General features: G+C 70.0%; 18 protein-coding genes. 11 read left to right on the top strand and 7 right to left on the bottom strand.

Annotated elements, in window-relative coordinates; genetic code table 11:
• Nucleotides 1-21 precede the first annotated feature (21 nt).
• The 5 genes from OG266_RS09580 to OG266_RS09560 all read right to left on the bottom strand — a co-directional run bounded on the left by OG266_RS09580 (nucleotide 22) and on the right by OG266_RS09560 (nucleotide 5,893).
• A complete protein-coding gene (locus OG266_RS09580) occupies nucleotides 22-900 on the bottom strand; it encodes a carbohydrate ABC transporter permease (protein WP_371544583.1) in 879 nt (292 codons plus the stop codon).
• Complete coding sequence (locus tag OG266_RS09575; RefSeq protein WP_371544581.1) at nucleotides 897-1,865, bottom strand: carbohydrate ABC transporter permease; 969 nt, start codon at nucleotides 1,863-1,865, stop codon at nucleotides 897-899. Before OG266_RS09575 ends, OG266_RS09580 begins: the two co-directional genes overlap by 4 nt.
• A gap of 23 nt (nucleotides 1,866-1,888) precedes the next feature.
• The gene (locus tag OG266_RS09570) at nucleotides 1,889-3,154 is read right to left on the bottom strand and encodes a sugar ABC transporter substrate-binding protein (RefSeq protein WP_326719991.1); all 1,266 of its coding nucleotides are present in this window, start codon (nucleotides 3,152-3,154) and stop codon (nucleotides 1,889-1,891) included.
• Nucleotides 3,155-3,335: 181 nt separating this feature from the next.
• Complete coding sequence (locus OG266_RS09565; RefSeq protein WP_266473862.1) at nucleotides 3,336-4,550, bottom strand: ROK family protein; 1,215 nt, start codon at nucleotides 4,548-4,550, stop codon at nucleotides 3,336-3,338.
• A gap of 92 nt (nucleotides 4,551-4,642) precedes the next feature.
• The gene (locus OG266_RS09560) at nucleotides 4,643-5,893 is read right to left on the bottom strand and encodes an FAD-binding protein (RefSeq protein ID WP_371544577.1); all 1,251 of its coding nucleotides are present in this window, start codon (nucleotides 5,891-5,893) and stop codon (nucleotides 4,643-4,645) included.
• Nucleotides 5,894-6,105: 212 nt separating this feature from the next.
• Between OG266_RS09560 and OG266_RS09555 the strand changes: the two genes are divergently transcribed.
• From OG266_RS09555 to OG266_RS09505, 11 genes are all read left to right on the top strand, one after another.
• Nucleotides 6,106-7,113, top strand: coding sequence for a hydroxyacid dehydrogenase (locus OG266_RS09555; protein WP_371544574.1), 1,008 nt, complete (start codon nucleotides 6,106-6,108; stop codon nucleotides 7,111-7,113).
• Between the two features lie 148 nt (nucleotides 7,114-7,261).
• A complete protein-coding gene (locus tag OG266_RS09550) occupies nucleotides 7,262-7,927 on the top strand; it encodes a pyridoxamine 5'-phosphate oxidase family protein (protein ID WP_371544572.1) in 666 nt (221 codons plus the stop codon).
• Nucleotides 7,928-8,010: 83 nt separating this feature from the next.
• Nucleotides 8,011-9,345 carry a radical SAM protein gene (locus OG266_RS09545; protein ID WP_266473854.1) on the top strand — a complete coding sequence of 445 codons (1,335 nt, stop codon included), beginning with the start codon at nucleotides 8,011-8,013 and terminating at the stop codon, nucleotides 9,343-9,345.
• Nucleotides 9,346-9,690: 345 nt separating this feature from the next.
• Entirely contained in the window at nucleotides 9,691-11,184 is a 1,494-nt protein-coding gene (locus OG266_RS09540; RefSeq protein WP_371544569.1) for a cellulose binding domain-containing protein, read from the top strand.
• A 168-nt stretch (nucleotides 11,185-11,352) separates the two neighbouring features.
• Nucleotides 11,353-12,582: an ROK family protein gene (locus OG266_RS09535; protein ID WP_371544566.1), complete on the top strand. Its 1,230-nt coding sequence runs from the start codon at nucleotides 11,353-11,355 to the stop codon at nucleotides 12,580-12,582.
• The gene (locus tag OG266_RS09530) at nucleotides 12,579-13,658 is read left to right on the top strand and encodes a mandelate racemase/muconate lactonizing enzyme family protein (protein ID WP_371544563.1); all 1,080 of its coding nucleotides are present in this window, start codon (nucleotides 12,579-12,581) and stop codon (nucleotides 13,656-13,658) included. The genes OG266_RS09535 and OG266_RS09530 overlap by 4 nt, the downstream gene beginning before the upstream one ends.
• Before the next feature lie 86 nt (nucleotides 13,659-13,744).
• Entirely contained in the window at nucleotides 13,745-15,334 is a 1,590-nt protein-coding gene (locus tag OG266_RS09525; protein ID WP_371544561.1) for an ABC transporter substrate-binding protein, read from the top strand.
• 7 nt (nucleotides 15,335-15,341) lie between these two features.
• A complete protein-coding gene (locus OG266_RS09520; protein ID WP_371544559.1) occupies nucleotides 15,342-16,286 on the top strand; it encodes an ABC transporter permease in 945 nt (314 codons plus the stop codon).
• Nucleotides 16,283-17,125, top strand: a complete 843-nt coding sequence (locus OG266_RS09515; RefSeq protein WP_371544556.1) for an ABC transporter permease — start codon at nucleotides 16,283-16,285, stop codon at nucleotides 17,123-17,125. Before OG266_RS09520 ends, OG266_RS09515 begins: the two co-directional genes overlap by 4 nt.
• Nucleotides 17,122-17,904 carry an SDR family NAD(P)-dependent oxidoreductase gene (locus OG266_RS09510; protein ID WP_371544554.1) on the top strand — a complete coding sequence of 261 codons (783 nt, stop codon included), beginning with the start codon at nucleotides 17,122-17,124 and terminating at the stop codon, nucleotides 17,902-17,904. Before OG266_RS09515 ends, OG266_RS09510 begins: the two co-directional genes overlap by 4 nt.
• A 73-nt stretch (nucleotides 17,905-17,977) precedes the next feature.
• Entirely contained in the window at nucleotides 17,978-19,915 is a 1,938-nt protein-coding gene (locus tag OG266_RS09505) for a right-handed parallel beta-helix repeat-containing protein (protein WP_371544552.1), read from the top strand.
• A gap of 83 nt (nucleotides 19,916-19,998) precedes the next feature.
• On the opposite strand, the gene OG266_RS09500 is transcribed toward OG266_RS09505, so the two are convergent.
• Both OG266_RS09500 and OG266_RS09495 read right to left on the bottom strand, forming a co-directional pair.
• Nucleotides 19,999-22,791, bottom strand: a complete 2,793-nt coding sequence (locus OG266_RS09500) for a hypothetical protein (RefSeq protein ID WP_371544550.1) — start codon at nucleotides 22,789-22,791, stop codon at nucleotides 19,999-20,001.
• A complete protein-coding gene (locus tag OG266_RS09495) occupies nucleotides 22,788-23,900 on the bottom strand; it encodes an AAA family ATPase (RefSeq protein WP_266473839.1) in 1,113 nt (370 codons plus the stop codon). The genes OG266_RS09500 and OG266_RS09495 overlap by 4 nt, the downstream gene beginning before the upstream one ends.
• Nucleotides 23,901-23,927: the final 27 nt, after the last annotated feature.

The raw sequence follows: 23,927 nt of genomic DNA, 5'->3' as shown, positions 1-23,927 counted from the left end.
AGATGGGTCTTGAGAGAGGTGTCAGCCCTTGATGCCGGTCTGTGCGATCCCCTGAACCAGCCAGCGCTGGAGGAAGAGGAAGACGAACACCAGGGGCAGGATGGAAATTGCGGTCGCCATGAAGATCAGATGGAAGTTGACGGTCTGGTTGGTCATGTACGAGGAGAGGGCGACCTGCACGGTCCAGGCTTCCTGGTCCTGGCCGATGACGAGGGGCCACAGGAAGGCGTTCCAGCCGCTGATGAAGGTGATGGTGGCGATCGCGGCGAAGAAGTTCAGCGAATTGGGTACGACGATGCGCCAGTACGCGCCCCAGTAGCTGAGCCCGTCCACGCGCGCCGCCTCCTCCAGCTCCTTCGGGAACCCCAGGAAGTACTGCCGGAACAGGAAGCAGGTGAAACCACTGAAGAGCCCCGGGACGATGAGACCTTGCAGACTCGACACCCAGCCGAGTGACGAGACCAGCACGAAGCTCGGCACGAAAGTGACGGCGGTCGGAACCATCAGGGTGACCAGGACGACGTAGAAGATCTTGTTGGAGTGCTTGTAGGGGATGCGGGCCAGGCCGTACCCGGCCAGCGAGCACACCAGCAGGGTGCCGACGGTGTGCAGGACGCCGACGACCGTCGAGTTCCACAGGGATTGTGCGAAGGGGACCGTGGGGTCGTCGAACAGCTCGGTGAGGTTGCCCCACTGGATGTCGGTGGGGAACCACTTCCAGTTCTCGCCGGTGATCTCCGCGTCCGTGGACAGGGCGTTGCGCACGATCAGATAGAAGGGGACGAGGAACAGCGCGGCGCCGATGCCGGCCGCGAAGTAGAGACCGGCGCTGCTCATGACGCCGCCGCGCCGCCGCACGGAACGCGGCTTGCCGGCGACCCGAGGTGTTGTGGTGGTCACTTGGCCTCCTCACCCTTTCCGAAGCCCATGAACCTGCCCTGTGCGAGGGTCACGACGCAGATCAGCAGGGTCAGGATCATGGCGCCCGCGCTGCCCGCGCCGTAGTCCTGGCTCTCGCCCAGCGCCGTGTAGTACAGCTCGACCAACGGCGGGCGGCCCCAGGTGGTTTTGGCGAGGAGGTTGAAGAACTCGTCGAAGGCCTGGAAGGCGGCGACGAGCAGCAGCAGGATCACCGCGGTCGAGGTCGCGCGCAGCTGCGGGAGCGTGATGTGCCGGAAGGTCTGCCAGCCCCGCTTGGCACCGTCGATCGCGGCGGCCTCGTACAGCTCCGGCGGGATGTTCTGCAGGGCCGCCAGGAACAGGATCATGTAGAAGCCGGCCTGCAGCCACAGGCGCACGGTGACGATGACCAGCCAGTACCAGGGCGGGTTGGGGTTGGCGAGCCAGGCGATGTTCTCGACACCGAACCAGCCGATGACGGTGTTCATCAGGCCGAAGCGGACCCCGCTGAAGATGGACATCTTCCAGATCAGCGAGGCGGCCACGAAACTGACCGCGGTCGGCAGGAAGAACACCGACCGGAAGAACGCCCGCATGAAACGCAGCCGGTTCACCAACAGCGCGAGGCCCAGCGAGAACGCCCAGGTGACGGGCACGATGAAGGCGGCGAAGACGGTGAAGGTGACAAGGGACTCGGTGAACTTGTCGTTCGTCAGCATGTACGAGTAGTTGTCGAAGCCGACGAACGTGCTGGGAGTGACCGTGTAGCGCGCCTCGAAGAAGGAGAGGTACGCGCTCCAGCCGATCGGGATGTAGACGAAGACGGCGAGCCCGATCAGGAACGGGCCGGTGAAGAGCCAGAAGCTGAGGGTGCGGCCGCGGACGCCGCGCCGCTTGCGGACCTTGGTGGGGGTCCCGGCAGCGGCGGGGCTCTGGGCGACACCGCTCGTGGTGGTGGTCGACATGTCGTCGTGGTCCGTCCGCCGGCCTATCCGAACAGCTTCTTGAGCTCGCGCTCGACCGTCTTGTCGGCCTTGTCGAGCGCGGCCTGCGGGTCTCCGCCCTTGCGGACGGTGTCGGCGACGACCCCCTCAAGGGCGACGATCATGGCCTGCGTCCAGGCCGGGTTGTCGAAGTGCCCGTACTCGTCGAAGAGCTTCACGCCCTCGGCGGGCAGGCCCGACTTGAGCTTGGTGGCGGAGGCGGCGAGGGAGGCGCGCGGCGGGATGTGGAAGCCGTAGGAGAGGGCCCAGTCCTCCTGGTACTCCTTCTGGTCGATCCAGAGCCACTTCACGTACTCCTTCGCCGCGTCGATGTTCTTCGACTTGGCGTTCACGAACATCGACCAGCCGCCGTTGGTGACGGCGGGCTTGCCCGCGTCGGCCGACTGCGGGAACGGGAAGATGCCGACGTCGTCGCCGAGCGCCTGCTGGATCACCGGCATCGCCCACATGCCGCACCACTGGATCGCCACCAGGCCCTGGGTGAGGGCGGAGGGGTCCCACCAGTCGGCGGGCGCGTCGAGCAGCAGATGGCCGTCCTTGAACATCGTGCGGAGCTGCTTCAGGCCCGCCGCGACCTCGTCCGTGTGGTACGCGATCTTGTTGTCGTCCGTGAGGGTGTTGGCGCCCGTCGACCAGATCAGCGGGTTCATGACGGGCGTGATCGAGTTGCCGAGGAAGACGCCCTTGACCTTGTCGGTGGTGAGCTTGGCCGCGGCCTCGACCAACTCGTCGAGCGTGGCGGGCGGTTCGATGCCCGCGTCCGCCAGGAGCGACTTGCGGTAGAAGAAGAACTGGGGGTCGTCGATCATGCGGATGCCCCATATCTTCCCGTCGATCGTGTGGGACGCGATGTCGGCCTGGTTGAAGTCGTCCTTGACCGGGGCGATGAGGTCGGTCAGATCCGCGACCTGGCCGCTCTCGACGAGCTGGATCTGCGGGTGGAACTCGAACACGTCCGGCGCGTTGTCGGTGAGCAGCGCCGAGAACAGCTTGCTCTCGAAGTTGGAGCCGGTGATCCACTGCGTGGTCACGTTCGCCTTGTCGTAGGCCTTCGCGTACTTCTTGATGGCCTGCTCGGTGCCGGCCTCGCCGTAGGCGTGGAAGTACTGCGTGAGGTTCTTGCCCGAACTCCCGCCCCCGGAGCGCCCGTTGTTGCTCCCGCAGGCGGCCAGCGGCCCCAGTGCGGCGAGGCCCGCGGCGGCTCGCAGTACGGATCGACGGTCCCAGTTGCTGCTGCTCATTGCCGACATGGTGACGCCCTTGTCTCTAGTACGGCTGCGGCTCAATTCCCTGTGCGGTGCGGGACGTTAACCTTCGGCTAAGGCTTCGGCAAGGGGTCGGACGAAGTCTGTTCGAAGCGTTGTGCCTGGTTCGGGATACCGGACGTGCGGGCCCCCTGAAGGCGGGGGCTTTGTGCGCTGCGGTGGGTAACTACTTGCGCTTGGCGGGCCGTTGGCCGACCGACTGGAGCGCCCCTTCCAGGGCGAACGTCGCGGCTCCGAGGCAGACCGGATCGGTCGGAACGGGGGAGAGGACGATTTCGGTGGCCGCGAACGGGCGCTTCAGCGCATGCCGGGCGACGGCCTCGCGGACCTCTTTGAGCAGCGGTTCGCCGAGCGTCGCCGCGACCCAGCTGCTGAGCACGACCACCTCGGGGTTGAGGAGGTTCACCAGGTCGGAGATCCCGGCACCGAGGTAACGGGCGGTGTCGCGCACGACCTTGAGGGCCACCGGGTCCTGCGCGGCGACACCGCGGGCGAGCGCGTCGATCGTGGCGGTCTGGTCCTCGGGGTGCAGCAGCGGGCTGCGCGGGCTCAACTCCCGCAGGTTCAGCATGATTCCGGGCGCCCCGACATACGTCTCCACGCATCCGTGGTTCCCGCAGTGGCACAGCCGGCCGTCAAGGACGAGCGTCGTATGGCCCCACTCGCCCGCGCTGTTGCTGACCCCGCGGTGCACCCCGCCGCCGAGTACGAGCCCGGCCCCGACACCCGTGCCGAGGTTGACGACCACGGCGTCCCCGCGCCCACGGGCCGCGCCGAACCACAGCTCGGCGACCGCGCAGGCGCGCAGCGGATTGTCGAGGTACAGCGGGTAGGCGATGTGCTCGGCGAGCAGCTCGAGCAGCGGCACGTCGTGCCAGTCCCAGTTCGGGGCGTACTCGCACACCCCGTCCTCGCGGTCGACCTGGCCCGGCACACTCACGCCGACACCGAGGACGCGCGCGCCCTCGATCCCGGCCTGGGTGACCACCGAGCCGACGGCCGCCGCGACATGCCCGACGACCTGCTCCGGGCGGCTCTCACCGGGGCGCATGTCCTCGGTGGCGCGGGCGAGCACGTTCAGCGCGAGGTCGAACAGCTCCACGCGTACGTACGTCTCCGCGATGTCGACGCCGATCAACGCGCCCCCCGACGCGTTGACGGCCACGAGCCCCCGCGGGCGGCCACCCGCGGAGTCCTCGAACCCGACCTCGGTCAGCATCCGAAGGTCGAGCAGCTCGCCGACGAGCGTGGCGACGGTGGCCAGGCTGAGCCCGGTGGCCGCCGCCAACTCCTGCCGGGAGGTGGGCGACCGGGCGATGATCTGGCGCAGGACCTCATAGCGGTTCGCCGTGCGGATGTCGCGTGATGTGCCGCGCTTCATCGATCTCCCCTCGGATCCCCGCGCCCGTGCCGAGGCTCGCAAGCATCGGCGCGGCGCAAGGCTATGGTCTGGGACGGACTTTCGACAAGGGGTTAGGAAATGGGGTGTAGAAAGTCCCCCACGAAGGCGTTGGTGAACTTGCCCGCGGGGTCGAGCGACTGGGCCAGCGACCTGAAGTCGTCCAGCCGCGGGTACCGCTCGCGCAGCACCGCCGACGGCACGGTGAACACCTTGCCCCAGTGCGGCCGTGCGTCGAAGATGTCGAGCGCCGCCTCGACCCGCCGCACCACCGGCAGTACGGCCGCGGTGTCCTCGACCCAGGTGAAGTGCAGGGCGACGGTGTCCCGCCCGTACGCCGGGCTCAGCCACTGGCGGTCGGCGGCGACGGTCCGCACCTCGCAGACCTGGAGCACCGGTGCGATCGTCTCGCGGATCGCGTCCAGCGCGTGCAGCGCCGACAGGGCTGCCGCGCGCGGCAGCAGATACTCGGACTGGAGCTCGGCCCCGCTGCTCGGGGTGAACTCGGCCCGGAAATGCGGGAGTCGCTCGTGCCAGGGGCCGGGGACGCCGAACTGCTGGGTGCAGTTGCGTGCGGGCATGCCCGGCACGGGGTGCGCGGCCTCGGTGGCGGGCTCGGCCCACGGAAACCCGGGGAAGGGCTGGTCGGTGCGCCGCTTGAGCCACACCTGCCTGAAGCCCGGCCGCCCCCAGTCGGTGAAGAGACTCACGCTGTACGCCGATGCCGCCACCGCCTCGAAGTCCAGCCCCTCCAGGGGGAGTTCGGTGAACACCTGCTGGCTCACCTCGAAGTCCGGCTCCAGGTCGAGGGTGAGCGCGGTGACGACACCGAGCGCGCCCAGCGAGGTCACGGCACCGTCGAAGCGGTCCTGGCCCCGGGCGATCGTCACCGTCGAGCCGTCCGCCGTGATCAGCTCGACCTCGCGTACGGCGGAGGCCAGTGAACCGTTCGTGACCCCCGAGCCGTGTGTGCCGGTCGCCACGGAACCCGCCACGGAGATGTGCGGAAGGGACGCCATGTTGTGCAGCGCGAGCCCGTGCTCGTGCACCTGGCGGGCGAGTTCGGCGTAACGGACGCCGCCCGCGACCCGTACCGTACGGGCCGTCGTGTCGACGTCCACCGCCGGGGGCAGCGCGGTCAGCGAGAGCAGTACGCCGTCGTCGCCCGGCTCGGCGATCTCGTTGAACGAGTGCCCGCTGCCCAGGACACGCACCTTCCGGCTGTCCGCCACCAGCGTCGCGAGTGCGTCGAGCGAGTGCGGCCGGTGCAGTTCCTTGGCCGTGTACGTGATGTTGCCGGCCCAGTTGGTCAGGGTCTCGGTCATCCCTGTGATCCCTCCCCGGGAAGTCGCCGTCCGCCGCGGCCGGTGTAGTGGCCACCGGGGGAACGTACCTTGCCGGGGCGCGGCCCTCCACGGGCGGTCCGTCGAGTCGTGGTCGTGACTCACCGCCCGGTCCATTGACCCTCCCGCGCGGCGACAACTACCGTAGAGACCGGTTGCTATCCATGAAGTCGCCGAGCCGGAAGGTCGCCTCCTTGTCCGAGCGTCCGTTGGCCTTGTTCGCCATGACCGCCCAGAACGTGCCGCATATTTTCCCGCCGGAGGTACTGGCTCGTTTGCGCGACTCCGTAGAAATCGATCCCACTCTGGTGGCCGAGAACTTCACCGACCCCCGGGTGCGCGAGGCTCTCGCGGAGACCGAGATCCTGATCACCGGCTGGGGCTGCCCGACCCTCGACGAAGTCACCCTGGAAGCCGCACCGAAGCTGCGCGCCGTGCTCCACGCCGCGGGCTCGGTCAAGAGCCTCACCACACCCTCGGTCTGGGCACGCGGACTCGCCGTGTCGTCGGCGGCCGCCGCCAACGCGCTGCCCGTCGCCGAGTACACCCTCGCCATGATCCTGCTCGCCGGTAAGGACCTCTTCGCGCACCGGGACCGTCTGCGCTCTCAACGCGCCTTCCCCTACGGGGAGATCATCCCCGGCATCGGCAACTTCGGCCGCCGCGTGGGCATCGTCGGAGCCTCCCGCATCGGCCGGCGTCTCATCGACCTGCTCCGCCCCTTCGACCTCGCGGTGAGCCTCGCCGATCCGTACGTCGACGAGGCAGGGGCCGCCGAGCTGGGCGTTCCGCTGCTGCCGCTCGACGAACTGCTCGGCGGCAGTGACGTCGTGACCGTCCATGCCCCGGAGACCCCTGAGACGCTCCACCTGATCGGCCGCCGCGAGCTCGCCCTGATGCCGGCCGGGGCGGTCCTCATCAACACCGCGCGCGGGTCGCTCGTCGATCACGACGCGCTGATCGACGAGCTGCGCACCGGACGGCTCAGCGCGATCCTCGACGTCACCGCCCCCGAGCCGCTGCCGGCCGACTCCCCGCTGTACGACCTTCCGAACGCCTTCATCACCCCGCATCTCGCGGGTTCCCAGGGCAACGAGGTCGCCCGGCTCGGGCTCACCGTCGTGGAGGAGATCGAACGGCTACTGTCCGGGCGGGAGTTGGCCTTTTCGGTCGACCGGGAGGCGCTGTCGCGGGCGGCGTGACCGTCATCGGGTTCTGGCCGGGTCTCATCGGTATCCCGGCCGGAACCGCACCTGCTTTCGATGTGCGGATATCGTTGTTTGTGGTCGCTCCGGCAACTAATAACGTCAATCAATGGTCACGTGGATGCGATATCGGTAGCATCCGCCCATGACGTACAGCCGCCGCCTGCCCGAATCCGACCTCACCCGCCACAGCCGCCTGCGTGAACAGGGCAGCCTCGATCGCGCCGACCTCGACGCGATCCTCGACGCGGGGTTCGTCTGCCACCTCGGAGTGATCGTCGACGGGCGCCCGCTGGTCGTACCGACCGTCTACGGGCGGGACGAGCGGCAGCTGTACGTCCACGGTTCGGTGGCCAGTCGCAGTCTCGCGGCCGACAGCCCGGTCTGTGTCACCGTCACGCACGTCGACGGGCTCGTACTCGCCCGGTCCGTGTTCGAGCACGGCGTGAACTACCGGAGCGCGATGATCCACGGCGTGCCGCGAAAGGTCACCGACCCGGCGGAGAAGTTCGAAGGCCTGCGACGGCTCACCGAGCACGCCACGCCAGGTCAGTGGGACTACGCGCGAAGGCCCAGCCGCAAGGAGCTGGCGGCGACCACCCTGCTCGCGCTGTCCCTCGAAGAGGCCTCGGTGAAGATCCGTACCGGCGCCCCGGACGACGGGGACGGGCCCGACGCCGAGCTGGGCCTGTGGGCGGGCACCCTGCCGCTGACCTCGGCCTGGGGCGCGCCCGAGCCCGATCCCCTGCTGGCCCCGGACCTCGCGGCTCCGGCGCACATCTCGCGGCGCGAGGGGACCCGGCACGGGTGACGCGCAGGCAGGGGCATAACGTGAGGAGTCGAGCACAGGGCTCGAACACTGAGCCTGAGTGAGCCGGGAGCGAGGAGATCGGGATGGGCGGCAGCCGTACCGCGCTGGTCGAGGATCTGATGGAACGGTTCCCGCACGTGCCGCGGGAAGCCGTCTTCAAGGAGGACCTGCTCCGGGGAGGTGTCGCCTTCGACGCGTCGGCTCTCTCCGACAACGAGGGCGGTGACGTCAAGCCGAAGTCGTACTTCATCTTCTCCTTCGACCACGGCACCCTGCCCGAGCTGGGCGAGGCCGCACTCAGGCGCCCGCCCGAGGAGATCATCCTCACCGGTGGCCCGTACGACCTGCGCCGCACCGTCGTCTCCGTACGCGTGAACCCGGCCTCGCCGTACCGCGTGGCCGCCGACGAGCACGGCGTCCTCGGGCTCTACCTCGACGGGAAGCGGATCTCCGACGTCGGCGTGCCTCCGATGCCCGAGTACTACAAGCACAAGCTCTCCAACGGGAAGTCCGTGATGGAGGTGGCCCCGACCATCCAGTGGGGCTACCTGATCTACCTCACCGTCTTCCGCGTCTGCCAGTACTTCGGCGCCAAGGAGGAGTGCCAGTACTGCGACATCAACCACAACTGGCGCCAGCACAAGGCGGCGGGGCGTCCGTACACCGGCGTGAAGGACGTGGACGAGGTCCTCGAGGCGCTGGAGATCATCGACCGGTACGACACCGCCAAGGCGTCCACCGCGTACACGCTGACCGGCGGCGCGATCACCTCCAAGCTCCAGGGCCGTGACGAGGCCGACTTCTACGGCATGTACGCCAAGGCCATCGAGGAGCACTTCCCGGGCCGCTGGATCGGCAAGGTCGTGGCACAGGCGCTGCCGAAGGACGACGTACAGCGCTTCAAGGACTACGGCGTGCAGATCTACCACCCCAACTACGAGGTGTGGGACGAGTACCTCTTCAAGATGTACTGCCCGGGCAAGGAGCGCTACGTCGGGCGCGACGAGTGGCACAAGCGCATCCTCGACTCCGCGGAGGTCTTCGGGGCGCGCAACGTCATCCCCAACTTCGTGGCGGGCGTGGAGATGGCCGAGCCCTTCGGCTTCACCACGGTCGACGAGGCCATCGCGTCGACGACGGAGGGGCTGCGCTTCTTCATGTCGCACGGCATCACGCCCCGCTTCACCACCTGGTGCCCGGAGCCGACCACCCCGCTGGGCAAGGCCAACCCGCAGGGCGCGCCGCTCGAGTACCACATCCGCCTGCTGGAGGCCTACCGCGCCACCATGGACGACTTCGGGCTCCAGTCGCCGCCCGGATACGGTGAACCCGGCCCGGGGCGTGCGGTGTTCTCCGTCAGCTCCTTCATGGACAGCCTTCCCGCACGGGAACCCGAGACGGAGCCGGCCGGCCTGTAGTCGCGTAAGCACCTAGTCATCAACTCGCCGCCGGACCGCGGCCGGGACGTCCCCCGGCCGCGGTCCGGCGGCTTGCGCCCGGTCATGTCACGAACCAGCCGTCACGCTGATACTTCCGCGCCTCAATTCCGTACAAGACTGTGGATGCCCGCAAGGCGCTCGCAAGGCCGGAACCCTGGCCGCGCAACCGCTTACCGCTTCATTTGAATACGCGGCTTGTCAGTTGTGTGGAAACCGTGAAAGGCTCGGGCCCCGTCGTTGAGACGGACCCCAACTCCTTTGTAGGACAAGTGAGTTGGCATTGCATGACTTGGCACATGGACGCAGTTGATGCAGGAGCCCCCCATGCCTGACCTGCCGACCCCCCAGGACGCTGCCGAGGCCGCGCTGTTCTCGGAGTGCTGGGACGTGGTCCTGTCGTACGCCGACCTGTGCACGTCCGGTTCCGCCGCGGCCACACAGCTGGCGACCGAGGCGTTCACCCACGGCATCCGTGAGGCGCGCGCCCTCGGTTCAGGAACGAAGGGTACCGGCCGCAGGACGCCCCGGCTGCCCCGAATTCCCTTGCTGCTGACCTCGGTTCGCACCACCGCCGCCGCCTGGGAGGAACACGGGCAGGGCCACCGGCTCGACCCCGACCTCAGGCTGTGGCTCAACTCCGGGAAGGCGGCCCGCTATACCGGGCCGCCGCTGCACCGCCCGCTGGCGCTGCGCGGCCTCCGTGACATGCAGGAACCGGACGCGGCGCTGTTGTGGCTGGCCGAGGTCGAGGCGCTGCCGCTGCCCGCGGTGGCCCGAAGACTAGGCCTCGACCCGGCGGCCGCGGCAGAGGAACTCGCCCAGGTACGGGCGCTGTTCAGGGACCGGTGCCATCGCAACCACCTCGACACCCCGATGGACGCCAACTGCCGCAGTTACGCCCGGCTCCTGGATGCGGTGACCCGCTCGCCGGGCGCCGAGACACCCGAGGATCTCTCGCGGCATCTCGCCCGCTGCGTGGACTGCGCGGAGGCGGCGGCCTGTCTGCGGCTGCACGGCGGCGGGCTGCCCTCGGCGCTCGCGGGCGGCGTGATCGGCTGGGGCGGCCTCGCGTATCTGGAGCGGCGCCGCCGGGCGGCGGACGCCGGTCTCCTTGGCGGACGCAGGGACGCGGCCGTGGACACCGGCCTCGCCGTGGGCAAGATGGCGGCGCCCCGGATCGGCCGGACCGGGCTCCTGGTCACGGCCGTCCTCGTCTCCGCGCTGGCGCTCGGGGTCACGCTGATGCCCTCCGACGACACCGCGGGGACCGACACCTCGGCGGGCGGAGAGTCAGTGAACCGCCTGCCCGTGGCGGAGCCGGGCACCGTGCTCCCGGCGGCCACCGCCCGCCCCTCGGGCTCGTCGGCGTCGCCCGATCCCTCGGAGTCGGACCCCCGCACGGGGGCGACGACCCCGAACCCCGATACCGAACCCCAGGGCAATTCCTCGTCCTCCGCCGACGTCACACACAAGGCGGCGGACCCCACGAAGACCGCGTCGCCGTCCTGCCGGATCAAGTACGAGATCATCAACCAGTGGCCGGACGGCTTCCAGGCCACCGTCACCGTCACCACCACCAAGGCCCTCGGCACCTGGCGCGTCTCCTGGACCTTCCAGGACGGCCAGCGGGTCACCCAGATGTGGGACGGCACCTTCGCCCAGGAGGCCACCCGAGTCACCGCCACCGCCGCCGACTACAACAAGACCGTCGCCGCAGGCGGCACCTTCACCGTCGGCTTCCTCGGCTCCTGGCAGGGCGCCAACTCGGTCCCGGACGACTTCACGCTGAACGACGCAAGCTGCGCGACCGGGAGCTGACCCGGGCGCCTCGTCGGATTCGCCCGATTGCTCCGGTCGCCCTGCCGCCCGTTGCTCTGTCCACTGGGCGAGATCTTCCGGCCGAGGCGTTGCGCACCCCGTCCCGCTTGACTTAATTTCTGAAATTAAGTCCGGTGGGGAGTGAGGGGAACCATGAGAGCCGAGGGCATGCGTCGAGGCAACGCTTCGGCGGTTCTGCGTGCCGTCCTCGCCGGGGGCCCGCTCTCCCGCGCCGACATCGCACGCAGTACGGGTCTGTCGGCGCCCAGCGTCACCAAGCTCACCGCCGTACTCGTCGAGGCGGGGGTACTGCGCGAGGAGGCCCCGCTGGAGACGGCGCAGGGGCGGCCCCGTGTGCCGGTCGGCGTCGACCCGCGTGGCCCCGCCGCGCTGGGCGTGCACATCGGGCTGCTGCGGACGACCCTCGGGCTCGTCGCCCTCGACGGGACCGTCGCCGCCCAACGGGTCCTCGACCACGACGCCCCCGCCGACGGCGGGCTCGACCCGCGCCGCATCGCGGAGCAGGCCGTCGACGGCGCCCGGGAGTTCCTGGCCGACCGGCTCGGCGGGCGGCGGATCCTCGGGACCGGCATCAGCCTCGGCGGCTGGGTGGACGGCGACACGGGCACGGTCGTCGAGCACAGCGCCCTGGGGTGGAGCGACGTACGGCTCCTTGAACTGCTTGACGGGCGGCTGCCCGGGCCCGTCCTCCTCGACCAGAACGTACGGGCCTCCGCGCGCGCCGAGTTGTGGTTCGGCGCCGGACGCGAGGTGGACGACTTCGTGTACGTCTTCTTCGGCAACATTCTGGGCGCCGCCGTGGTCGTCGACCGTTCCGTGCACCGTGGGCCGGGAGCCGCGGCGGGCGGCATCGAACACCTGCCGGTGAGCGGCGAACCGGGCACCCCGTGCCCCTGCTGCGGAGCCGCCTGCCTCTCGGCAGTCGCCAGCGACGCGGCTCTGGTGGAGCGGGCCCGCACCGCGGGCATCCTGTCCGCCGCCGACGAACACCTCCCGCTGGAACGGCTCATCGCCGCCGCACGCCCGGCCGGCACCGGCTCCGGCGACCTCCGCGCCCAGGAACTGCTGCGCACCCGCGCCCGCCACGCCGGCCGTGCGGTCGCGACCGTCGTCGACCTGCTCAACCCGAGCCGGGTCGTCCTCGCGGGCGGCATCGTCGCCGCCGACGAATACCTGGCCGACCTGCGCCAGGAGATCACCGACCGTGTGCACCGCGGCTGGAGCGCCACCGAACGCGTCGTGACCAGCACCTTCGGCTCCGGCACGCTGGTCGTCGCCTCGGCGATGCCGCTGCTGGAAGGGGTCTATCAGGACCCGATCGCACTCCTCGGCCCCGAAGGCCGGGAAGGCCCGGCAGCTCAGGGCGTCGCGTCATGAACCCCTTGCGGCAGGAGAGCTGGGAGCTGTTCCGGATCACCGTGAGCGCGCGGACGGAGTGGCTGGTGCTGCGAGTCTGCGGGCCGGACGGCGATCACGGATACGGGGAGTGCTCGGACGCCGGGTCGTTGGAGACCGTGATAAGGGAACTGGACCGGTTCGACGGCGCCTGCGATTCCTGCGGCTTCGCCGCGATCACCGTACGCGGTGCCGTGGAACAGGCACGCCTCGACCGCGCCGCCCGCCGCGCGGACGTACCCCTGCGAAAGCTGATCATCGGTCAGGAAGCTTCGAGAACCGTCGAGTTGTACGCCAACATCAACCGCGCCCCGGGCGGCCGCACCCCGCGCGACATCGCCGCGACCGCCGAAGCCGCCGTACGCGAAGGCTTCACGGCCGTCAAACTCGCCCCGTTCGACACCCCGGACACCGACGGGCGCCGTACCCTCGCCGAGATCGGCCTGGAGCGCGTCCGCGCCGTACGCGAGGCGGTCGGCTCCGGCGTCGACGTCATGGTGGACGCGCACGAGCGCCTCACCCTCGACGAACTCACCCCGCTGCTCGGCCCGTTCGAGGAGCTGGCCCTGTACTGGCTGGAGGACGGCGTCGGCATCGCCCGCCCCGCCGAACTGGCCGAACTGCGCGCCCGCACCCGACTCCCGCTGGCCGGAGGCGAGTTCGCGCACCGGGCCGACGACATCGAAGCCGTACGCGGACTCCTCGACGTACTGCTGCCCGACGTGAAGCACGCGGGCGGCCCGCGCGCCGCGCTCGAACTCACCCGCCGGACCCGGGGCACGGCCCGCATCTCCTTCCACAACCCCTCGGGCCCCGTCGCCACCCTGCACGCGGCGCAGCTCGCGCCCACCGACGCGGCGGTCGCCGAGCGCCTGGAGTTCGCGTACGGCGAGGTCGCCTGGCGTTCCGACGTCGTGCACGGCGCCGAGCGGGTCCGCGACGGCCGGCTCACCCTGCCGGACGCCCCCGGCATCGGCCTCGAACTCGACACCGATCACCCGGCGGTCACCCGGGTCTGGAGCGGGCGCCTCGAACCGCGCCCCTCCTGTTGTAGCTGACACCTCACCACGCGCTTTCGCAGCTCTCGCCTGCCCTCTCATCTCCCTTGCTCTTCATCTCCCCTTCTGCCGACCGGAGTTCCGTCATGCCCTCGTCCAGCAATCTCCGCACACCAGAGAGACTCGCCATGTCCCGGCGCCGACTGCTCGCCGCCATCGGTGCCGGCGGCGCACTGCTCGCCGTCCCCGCCTGCCGCAGCGCCGCCGACGAGGGCGCCACGACGTCAGGGACGGCCGCCGCCAAGGGCGGCACGCTGAAGATCGCGCAGACCGCCGACATCGCGCCCGCCACCCTCTTCGGCCAGAACAACCCGAACTTCACCGTCGCGCGCACGGTCTTCAACACGCTGACCGAGTACGACCACAAGACGCTCGAGCCGAAGCCGTCGCTCGCCGAGTCGTGGACCGAGGCGAAGGACGGCAGGTCCATCACGCTGAAGCTGCGCGAGGGCGTCACCTTCCACAGCGGCCGCGCCTTCACCTCCGCCGATGTCGCCTTCGCCATCGAGAACCTGAAGAAGGACACCACCGCGTCCCAGCTCAAGCACGTCGCCCTCGCCATCGAGAAGATCGACGAGACCGACGCGCACACGATCACGCTGCACCTCGCGCACCCGGTCAGCAACCTCTTCGACCTCTTCGAGATCCTCCTCATCGTCGACAAGGAGTCCATCGACGAGCTGCTCAAGGGCACGAAGATCATCGGCACCGGCCCGTTCGAGGTCGCCGACTACACACCGGGTACCGGCTTCGAGCTGAAGCGGAACGACGCGTACTGGAAGAAGGGCGCCCCGCTGCTCGATGCCATCGAGGTCTCGGTCGTCAGCCAGTCCGCCTCGATGGTCTCCGGGCTCCGCTCCGGCGGCACCCACCTCCTCGTCGACGTCGCCCCGCTGGACGCGGCCTCGGTCAAGAACGACGCCCGCTTCGAGGTGACAGTCTCCGATGCCCACGACTCCGGCTTCTACGTCGCCTCCAACGTCAAGGTGAAGCCCCTCGACGACAAACGCGTACGCCAGGCCGTCGCCTGGGCCGTCGACCGCGAGCGGATCCTCAGCCAGGTCCTCGGCTCCATCGGAACGGTCACCTCCCTTCCCTGGGCGACGAGTTCACCGGCGTACGACAGGACGAAGGCCGCCCACTACAGCCGCGACCTGAAGAAGGCCAAGGCCCTCATCGAGGCGGCGGGCGCGCAGGGCGAGAGCGTCAAGGTCGTCTACAACGCCGGGCTCGCCACCAACGCGAAGATCGCCGAGATAGTGCAGTACGACCTCACCGAGTTGGGCCTGGACGCGAAGGCCGAGCCGCTCCAGGCCGCCGACTTCCTTGCTCAGCTCCAGGCGGGCGAACTCCCCGGCCTGTTCATCAACGGCCACGGCTTCGGCCAGCTGCACCCGGCGACCCTCGTCAAGGGCGCCTTCCCCTTCAACGCGGAGAAGAACGCCTCCAACTTCGACAGCGACGCGTACCGGACCCTCGCCGACCAGCTGTGGAAGGCGACCGAGGAAGCCGAGGCGAAGCAGGCCGCCGACGCGCTCAACGACCTGCTGCTGGAAGAGCAGTTCGTCTCCGACCTCGTCGCGAGCTCCCACACGTACACGCGCAGCAAGAAGGTCCAGGGACTGAACTGGACGATGTACGACTACCTCGACCTCGACCAGACCTCGATCGGCTGACCCCGCCATGCTCCGCTACGCACTGCGGCGCGTGCCGTCCGCCCTGCTCGTGCTGCTGGTGGCGTCCGTGCTCGTCTTCGGTGTCCTGCGGCTCGCGCCGGGGGATCCGGCCGTCGTCCTCGCGGGCCCGGACGCCTCAGCGGCCACGGTCGCCGAGGTGCGATCCTCGCTCGGCCTCGACGCCGCGCTGCCCGTCCAGTACTGGACCTGGCTCACCGGTGTCCTCACCGGCGACCTCGGCACGTCGTTCATCCTCGGCGCGCCGATCACCGAACTGATCTGGCACAGCCTCGGCAACACGCTCGAACTCACCGCGGCCGCCCTGCTGTTGGCGCTCGCGGGCGGCGGCGCGGCGGGCATCGTCCTAGGCACGGCACGCCGCGCACGCCTGCTCAGCGGCGCCGTGCACCTCGCACTCGCCGTCCCGCCGTACGTCACCGGTGTGCTGCTCGTCCTCGTCCTCGCCGTCACCTTCAGGGTGCTGCCGGCCTCGGGGCACGAGTCGCTGCTCGCCGACCCGGTCATCGGCGTGCAGTACCTGCTGCTGCCCGCGCTCTGCCTGGCACTGCCCACCGGCGCGGTCCTCGCCCGCTTCCTCGCGGCCTCGCTGCGCAGGTCCCGGCAGGAGGACTTCGTCCGCACGGGCCGGGCCAAGGGCGTGACGGAGGGGCGGCTGCTGGCCCGGCACGTACTGCCGGGTGCGCTGCCGCCCGTCGTCACCGTCCTGGGCATCCAGGTCGGTCAGCTCCTCGGCGGCGCGATCGTCGTTGAGGCGGTGTACGCCTGGCCGGGGGTGGGGCAGCTGCTCCTGCAGGCCGTACTCAGCCGCGACTATCTCCTCGTACAGGATCTGCTGCTGTTCGCCGTCGCGGTGTTCGTGGTGCTGCAGACACTCACTGACCTGGTGCAGGCGGGGCTGGATCCGCGGGCGCGGATCGGGGGATCGGTATGACCACCCTGGTCGCGGTACGGGTCCGGCGCGCCGTCGGCTCCCGGGCGCTCCGCGCCCCCGCCGCCCGCTGGGGTCTCGCCCTCGTTGTCCTCCTGGTGCTGCTCGGGGCGGCCGCGCCCTTGCTGACCGGGCATTCACCGCTCACCCAGGGCACCGGCGCACTGGCCGGGCCGAGCGCCGAACACCCCCTCGGCACCGACGAGTTCGGCCGAGATCTGTTCAGCCGCACGCTGTACGGCATCCGGCTCGACCTGCTCGTCGCCTTCACCGCGGTGCCGCTCGGCGCGGTGGCCGGTATCGGCCTCGGCCTGCTGTGCACCCTGCACCTGGCACTCGACGTCGTCCTGCAACGGGCCTTCGACGTCATGCTGGCCTTCACCGCCCTGATCCTCGGCGTCACGCTCGCCGCGATCCTCGGCCCGGGCACGGCCGCCGTCTTCTGGACGGTGACGGGCGTCAACATCCCGCTCTTCGGGCGGATCACCCGCGATGCGGTACGAGTGGAGAAGGACCGGGAATACGTCCTGGCCGCAGTGGCCCTGGGCGCCCGACGGGGCCGGATCCTGCTCGGCGACATCCTGCCCAACATCGTCGACCCGCTCGTCGTGCAGGCGGCGCTCTCGCTGTCCACGGCCGTCTTCGTCGAGGGCGCGATGAGCTTCGTGGGCATCGGAGTCACCCCGCCCACCCCGTCACTCGGCGCGTTGCTGCGGACCAGCGTGTCCTTCCTGGCCGACAATCCGGCCTACGCACTCGGTCCGATCACCGTCGTCGTGGGGCTTGTCGTCGGCTTCAACCTCCTCGCCGACGGGCTGAACAAGGGGTTGCTGAAACGATGACTGTCGCTGTTGTCACTGGTGCGGCTCGCGGAATCGGGCGCGCCATCGCCACCGAACTCGCCGACCGCGGGCACATGGTCGTCGCCGTCGACATCCTGGAGTCCGTACGGGAGGCGGCCACCGAGCGGATCAGGCCGGTGGTCGTCGACCTCGCCGACTCCGACGCGCCCGAGCGCATCCTCGACGGCGCCTGCGGGGTGCTCGGTGGTGTTCCCGGGAACCCTGACGGCGCTCCCGGTGCTCACGACGGCGCTCCCGGGATTCTCGTCAACTGCGCCTTTGCCGAAGAGCGTTCGGCCCTCCTCGACAGTACGGAGTCCGGCTGGGGGCTCACCTTCGACGTCAGCCTGCACGCGGCCGTCCGGCTCTCGAAGGCCTTCGCCGCCCGGCTGATCGCCGAGGAGAGGCCGGGTGCCATCGTCAACATGGCTTCCGTACATGCTCAGTTCGCGGCCACCGGGTTCGGCGCGTACTCCGCCGCCAAGGCCGGGCTCGTCGCCTTCACCCGGACCGCCGCGCACGAATGGGGCCCGCACGGCATCCGCGTCAACGCGGTCGCGCCGGGGCTCGTCATGGTCGAGCGCAATGCCCAACTGGCCGATGACCCCGAAGAGTTCGCCGCGCGGGTCCGGCCCTATCCGCTGCGCCGGGCCGGTCTGCCGCACGAGGTGGCCCGGGCCGTCGCGTTCCTCGCCGGGGACGACGCCTCGTTCGTCACCGGTGCCGTACTGCCCGTCGACGGCGGCCTGTCCGCCCGTACCCCGGAGGTAGACCTGTGATGCACCGCGCGCGATGTAGCCGTCTCCGTGCCGCGCCCTTCCCCCGTCCCGCCGTCCCTCACGGAGTCCCGCCATGCGTTCCGGAAGCACCGCCCTGCTGACCTGCCTGACGGCCCTCGGCGCGGCCCTCACCGCCGCCTCACCGGCCCAGGCCGCCCCCACCACGTACTACGTGGACTGCTCCGCCGCCGCCGACGGCACCGGCGGCTCCTCTTCCCCGTACAACTCCCTGACCTCGGTCAACGCCCTCACCCTCACGGCCGGTGACCAGGTTCTCCTGCGGCGCGGCACCGCCTGCTCGGGCCAGCTCGCCCCGGACGCCACCGGCACCGCTTCTGCCCCGGTCGTCATCGGCGCCTACGGCAGCGGTGACAAGCCGGCGGTCAACGCGGACGGCGCGGTCAACGCCGTACTCCTCGACAACACCCCGTACATCACCGTCCAGGACCTGGAGTTGACGGCGGACGGCGACAACACGGCGTACCGGCGCGGGGTTTACGTCCACGCGGCGGACGCGGGCGTCGTCAGCGGCATCACGCTGCAACGGCTCGACATCCATGACGTACGCGGTGTGCTGCCCGCGACGGTCAGCGGGAACTATCACGGCACCGGAAAGTACGCGAACGCCACCGGCGGCATCGTCATCGAGGCGCAGGGCACCACCACGCCGACGGCCTTCGCGGACACGCGCATTCTCGACAACGAGATCCACTCCGTGGACCGCGAGGGCATCTACACCTGGTCCAACTGGTGCAAGCGGGACCAGCTCGCCGCCTTCTGGCAGGACACCCTGTGCTTCGCCGACTGGAAGGCCTCGACCGGTCTGGTCGTCCGCGGCAACGACCTGCGTGACATCGGCGGAGACGGCATCGTCGCCAAGGGCCAGGACGGCGCGCTCATCGAGCACAACAAGGTCACCGGCTTCAACGAGCGCGCGGGCAGCGTGAACATCGGCATCTGGACCGCCAACAGCGACAACGGCCTCTTCCAGTACAACGAGGTGTCCGGGGGCAACACGACCAAGGACGGCCAGTCCTACGACGTCGACCACTCCACGTCCGGCACGGTCTTCCAGTACAACCTCTCCCACGACAACGACGGCGGCTTCTTCCTCATCTGCCCGTACGACACTCCGGTCACCGACTTCACGATCCGCTACAACATCTCGGTCAACGACCGCACCCGCACCTTCCAGGTGTGCTCCGGCGAGATCGACAACGGCGACATCTACAACAACACGATCTCCGTGGGCACCGGCCTCAGCCCGGTCTTCCTCACCGAGTCCACCTCGGACCCGCTCGACCTGGCCTTCACCAACAACATCGTCCGCAAGTCCGGCTCGGGATCGGTGAGTTGGAACTACTCCGACGCCAACGTCACCTTCGACCACAACGCCTTCCACGGCCTGACGGCACCGGCGGCGGCGACCAACACGGTCACCACCGCACCGGGTCTCGTCGCCCCCGGCCTCCGCGATCCGCACGGCTACCGTCTCATCACGGGGTACGGAACACTCGGCACCGGCGCGGTGGTCGCCGGCAACGGGGGACTGGACTACTACGGCAACGCGGTCTCCTCGACAACCGCCCCGAACATCGGGGCGTACGGCGGCAGCGGTACGACGACCCCCCTGGTGACCGACCTCTTCGACACGCTGTCGTCGACCTGGACCACAACGGGTACCGCATCCGTGGTCACGGACCCCTCGGGAGATCTGGGCAACTCGGCCCGCCTGACAGGTACTTCGACCCTGACCCGCACCATCGGCGGCACCACCACACGCCGCGTCTCCGCCCTCGTACGCTCCGACTCCCCGTCCACGCCCGTCGCCGTCGAGGTCCTCAACTCCTCGGGCACGGTCGTCGCCACCGCCTCGCAGTCCGACACCACGGCGGGGGAGTGGCACCGCGTGGAGCTGTCCGCACCGTCGACGGCGACGATGCTGCGGGTTCGGGCGACGTCGCCGGGGTTGTCATACGTGGATGACGTGATCGTGCAGCCGGTGGGTTGATGACGGTCGGCCGAGACCCGGCGGTTGATGCCGGTCGGTTGATCCCTGCGGGGCCTGGGGCGACGCCTCAGGCCCCGCCGCGGTCACGCGTCCGACAGCAGCACCTCCAGAGCCACCCCCGTCTCCGGATGACGGCCGGCCAGTGCTGCTCCCCGCGGGCCGGGATCCGCCGGCTCCCATGCCCCGTCGCAGCCCAGCAGGCCCGCCACCGCGTCGCATGTCGCGGGGTGGGCGGCGAGGAGTGCGGTAGGGCGGTTGCCGTCCGGGTGCCGTGCCGGGTGGGCGGCTTGCGGTTGTGGCCGGGTCCGCCAGGGCGGGACCCATTCGTCGAGCGCCGCGAGCCGGCCGGGGAAGGTCCGTCCGGCCTCGCGGATCAGCAGGGGAGCCAGCTCGGTGCCGCTCGATCGCAGGGTGGTGATCAGGGTGGGCAGCCAGGGCAGGAGCACCGGGTCCGGCAGCCGCCCGAAGGCGTTCGACACCGCTTCCACGACGAAGTCGGTGAGGCTCGGGACGGGCTCCAGGGCGTGGACGAAGCCGCTCAGATAGCGCGGATAGGCGGGTACGACCAAGGGGTTGGCGAGGAGTTCGTCGCACCTCGCCCGCAGGTCCGCGCGGGAGAGGTGTCCGAGCTGCGTCCGGGCCGCCCACAGCAGCGCGGTCCTCGACGGGTCCTGCGGATGCGACTGGGCTACGGCCAGCTCCAGTTGGGTCCGGTCGCAGCCCAGCGACAGCGCCAGACCCTCCATGCTGAACAGGAAGCCCAGCATCGCCGCCACCTGGCGGACGGTGGCGTCCTCGTCGGTGAACGCGGTTGGCAGCAGGGTGCAGTAGTGCGCGTATCCGGCCTTCACGAAGGACTCGATCCACGGCGGCAGCACCGGCTCACTGGTGCGGTAGTACGCAAGCAGCCGCCGCACCCGGCGCAGCACCTCCGGCGCGCCGTCCACGCCGCGTTCGGCCGACAGCACTTCCAGGGCACGGGTGCCCAGCTCGTCGGGGAGACGGCGGCCGCGCAGGTACAGCGTCGCGTCCTCGACGGCCGCCAGAACGGTCGCCGCGGTGGCCTGCGGGCCGTACGCCGCCCGGCGCAGGCGCTGTTCGAGGACCTGCTCGATGCTGACGCCCTCGTAGCCGAGCTCGATGAGCGCACGCTGATGGGTGCCGAGCGCCAGGTCCCACGACTCCTGGATCGGCCGTTCGCCGAGCCTCCGCTCGCCCATGATCGGCCGCGCGGTGCCGTGAGGCATCAGGTACTTCAGCATCCACAGCACGTCGGAGCAGGGCCCCAGCTCCGGCTGGCCGGCCATGTCCAGCAACGCCCGCTGCACACCTCGCTGTTGGAGCCGCAGGTTCAGCGGCGCGAGCCGGTCGTGCACATCGCGGGCCAGCGGCGGCAGCGCGTCGTAACCGACCTGGCCGACCCGGTCGCCGCCCATCATGATCTCCACGAGGCGGCGCACATCGCGCCGGCCCGGCACGGAGTCCTTCTCGATGCAGGTGACGGCCGCGTCCTGGAAGTCGTACGGCGTCGGCTTGGCCCGGTCGCGCATCCCGGCCAGCAGGATCGACGTCTCGAACACCGCGATGGCGTCGGCCGTGGAGGCCAGATAGCCGGCCCGGCGCGCGGCACGCACGATGTCGACCGACCAGCCGAGCAGTTCCGCCTCGTCCAGCGGGTCCAGGACGGGCTGTTGGCGCAGGAAGCCGGTCAGCCTGTCCGAGGGCGGGACGGCCGACGGTACGGGGACCGCGGCGGCGGTCTTCCTGGCGCGCGTCTTCTTCACGCCCGCCTGTCCCGTCAGGCGGTACGGCTCCACGCGCGTGCGCCCGACGTTCTTCGCCCATTGCGTCGCAGCGATCGACACCGAGCCGGCGGCGAGGCCGAACTGCGCCTCGATCGCCGCGTGGCTGGACGGAATCAGACCGTGCTGCCACTTGGTGGCACTGCGGGGACCGATCTCGAAGGTGTCCGTGCCGTCAACACCGAACTCCGCGACGCGGCTGGCCGCGTGGAAGGCACCGCACACGTAGAGACAGTCCGCGGCATCGGTGCCGGTCGCGGCGAGGTGCTCGCGCATCCTGGTCCACATGTACCGCTCGCGGTCCTCGTCCACGCGCACCCGGTGCGGGTCGCCGGGTGCGAGACGCCGGAAGAGGCTGCCGATCAGCAGCATGACCTGGCGGTAGGTGTCGTGGTCGCTGTCGCCGAGCGGCAGTTCGACGTACTGGTGCCACCACTCCGACCAGTGCCGCACCCTGCCGTGCCGCAGCAGGTGCTCCTCCAGTTCGGCGAAGCGCGGCCGCAGGTCGCCGATCTCCACGCCGACCGCGTCACCGTGCAGCGCGGCCTCCTCCTCGGCGGGCGGTGCGTCCGGATCGGCCGGCCCGGCGTCCTCCGTACCGCGCGCGTCCCACTGGTAGACGTGGTCCGAGGAACGGTCGACGAGGACCAGTTCGACGCCCGGGGTGTCCAGGGCGTAGGCGATCGCCTGGTACTCGGCGGAGGCCTCGGTGATCGGGGCGACCACCGACAGCGGGGACCACTCGGCAGGGAAGCCGTCGACCTCGGTCGCGAAGGCCTGGACCGCCACCGGGAGCCTGCAGTTGCGCAGTTCGGTCAGCAGCGGCGCCATGTCCTCGCACAGCTCCAGGTAGACGACCTTCGGCTGCTTCTCGCGCAGGCGGCGGGCCATCGCGAGCGCCGAGGCGGGCGAGTGGTGGCAGACGGGGAAGATCTCCAGCGGCTCGCGCACCGCGCGGTCGACGTCCTCGACGATGCCGAGGAGGATGCCCTCCAGAGCGCCCGGCCCGTCGGCGAACTCCGTTGCCGCTTCCTGCAGTTGGGTGCGCAGTGCGGTGAAAGTTCCCTCGCTCATGACAGGGTGGCGATCGCGTCGCGGCCGCCCTCCAGGAATTCCGGCCAGGAGCCGCCCTCTTCCTTGCTGCGCGGCTCGACGACACCGTGCAGGTACTTGTTGAGGATGGCCAGGTCCTCGGGTTCGCGCCGGGCCAGCGACCCGACGAGCGAGGAGGCCAGCGCACGGGCGGTCAGGGCGCGTTCGCCGAAGAAGTTGCCGTGCAGGATCGCGTCCTCGAGCACCCCGATCTGCTCGGCGGTGGACAGCGCCGACTCCAGCTTCTCGTCGTCACTGCCGGCCGCGGACGCCGAGGCGCGCAGGTCGGCGAAGCTCTGCAGCAGCACGTCGAGCAGCGTCGGCGGCACCTCCAGCTCGATCTGGTGGCGGCGCAGCAGTTCCTCGGTGCGGAAGCGGACGATCTCCGCCTCGCTCTTCTTGTTCGTCACCACCGGGATGCGGACGAAGTTGAAGCGGCGCTTGAGCGCCGACGACAGGTCGTTGACGCCCCGGTCGCGGCTGTTGGCGGTGGCGATGATCGAGAAACCGGGCTTGGCGAAGACGATGCTGTCGCTGTCGAGTTCGGGAACCGAGACGTACTTCTCGGACAGGATCGAGATCAGCGCGTCCTGGACGTCGCTGGTGGAGCGGGTGAGTTCCTCGAAACGGCCGATCGCGCCGGTCTCCATCGCGGTCATGATCGGCGAGGGGATCATCGACTCCCGCGACTGGCCCTTGGCGATCACCATGGACACGTTCCAGGAGTACTTGATGTGGTCCTCGGTCGTACCGGCCGTCCCCTGCACGACCAGCGTGGAGTTACGGCTGATCGCGGCGGCCAGCAGCTCGGCCAGCCAGCTCTTGCCGGTGCCGGGGTCGCCGATGAGCAGCAGACCGCGGTCGGAGGCCAGTGTGACGATGGAGCGCTCGACGAGACTGCGGTCGCCGAACCACTTCTGCGCGACCTCCCGGTCCAGGCCGTCGGAGCGCTCGGAACCCAGGATGAACAGCCGGATCATCTTCGGCGACAGCCGCCAGGAGAAGGGCTTGGGGTTGTCGTCGACGGACTCCAGCCAGTCCAGCTCCTCGGCGTACTTGATCTCGGCGGGGGCGCGCAACAGCTCGGACATGCAAGGGCCTTTCTGGGCGTGAAAAGT

The sequence above is a fragment of the Streptomyces sp. NBC_00554 genome (assembly GCF_041431135.1).
GTDB lineage: Bacteria > Actinomycetota > Actinomycetes > Streptomycetales > Streptomycetaceae > Streptomyces.
This window is presented reverse-complemented; position numbering and strand designations above follow the sequence as displayed.

Excerpts from the sequence above, each read along its gene's own strand:
- OG266_RS09530 (WP_371544563.1), top strand. The coding sequence starts at position 12,579 with ATGAACCCCTTGCGGCAGGAGAGCTGGGAGCTGTTCCGGATCACCGTG.
- OG266_RS09510 (WP_371544554.1), top strand. The coding sequence starts at position 17,122 with ATGACTGTCGCTGTTGTCACTGGTGCGGCTCGCGGAATCGGGCGCGCC.
- OG266_RS09500 (WP_371544550.1), bottom strand. The coding sequence starts at position 22,791 with ATGAGCGAGGGAACTTTCACCGCACTGCGCACCCAACTGCAGGAAGCG.
- OG266_RS09565 (WP_266473862.1), bottom strand. The coding sequence starts at position 4,550 with ATGAAGCGCGGCACATCACGCGACATCCGCACGGCGAACCGCTATGAG.
- OG266_RS09570 (WP_326719991.1), bottom strand. The coding sequence starts at position 3,154 with ATGTCGGCAATGAGCAGCAGCAACTGGGACCGTCGATCCGTACTGCGA.
- OG266_RS09520 (WP_371544559.1), top strand. The coding sequence starts at position 15,342 with ATGCTCCGCTACGCACTGCGGCGCGTGCCGTCCGCCCTGCTCGTGCTG.
- OG266_RS09495 (WP_266473839.1), bottom strand. The coding sequence starts at position 23,900 with ATGTCCGAGCTGTTGCGCGCCCCCGCCGAGATCAAGTACGCCGAGGAG.
- OG266_RS09515 (WP_371544556.1), top strand. The coding sequence starts at position 16,283 with ATGACCACCCTGGTCGCGGTACGGGTCCGGCGCGCCGTCGGCTCCCGG.
- OG266_RS09560 (WP_371544577.1), bottom strand. The coding sequence starts at position 5,893 with ATGACCGAGACCCTGACCAACTGGGCCGGCAACATCACGTACACGGCC.
- OG266_RS09550 (WP_371544572.1), top strand. The coding sequence starts at position 7,262 with ATGACGTACAGCCGCCGCCTGCCCGAATCCGACCTCACCCGCCACAGC.
- OG266_RS09525 (WP_371544561.1), top strand. The coding sequence starts at position 13,745 with ATGCCCTCGTCCAGCAATCTCCGCACACCAGAGAGACTCGCCATGTCC.
- OG266_RS09545 (WP_266473854.1), top strand. The coding sequence starts at position 8,011 with ATGGGCGGCAGCCGTACCGCGCTGGTCGAGGATCTGATGGAACGGTTC.
- OG266_RS09535 (WP_371544566.1), top strand. The coding sequence starts at position 11,353 with ATGCGTCGAGGCAACGCTTCGGCGGTTCTGCGTGCCGTCCTCGCCGGG.
- OG266_RS09575 (WP_371544581.1), bottom strand. The coding sequence starts at position 1,865 with ATGTCGACCACCACCACGAGCGGTGTCGCCCAGAGCCCCGCCGCTGCC.
- OG266_RS09540 (WP_371544569.1), top strand. The coding sequence starts at position 9,691 with ATGCCTGACCTGCCGACCCCCCAGGACGCTGCCGAGGCCGCGCTGTTC.
- OG266_RS09505 (WP_371544552.1), top strand. The coding sequence starts at position 17,978 with ATGCGTTCCGGAAGCACCGCCCTGCTGACCTGCCTGACGGCCCTCGGC.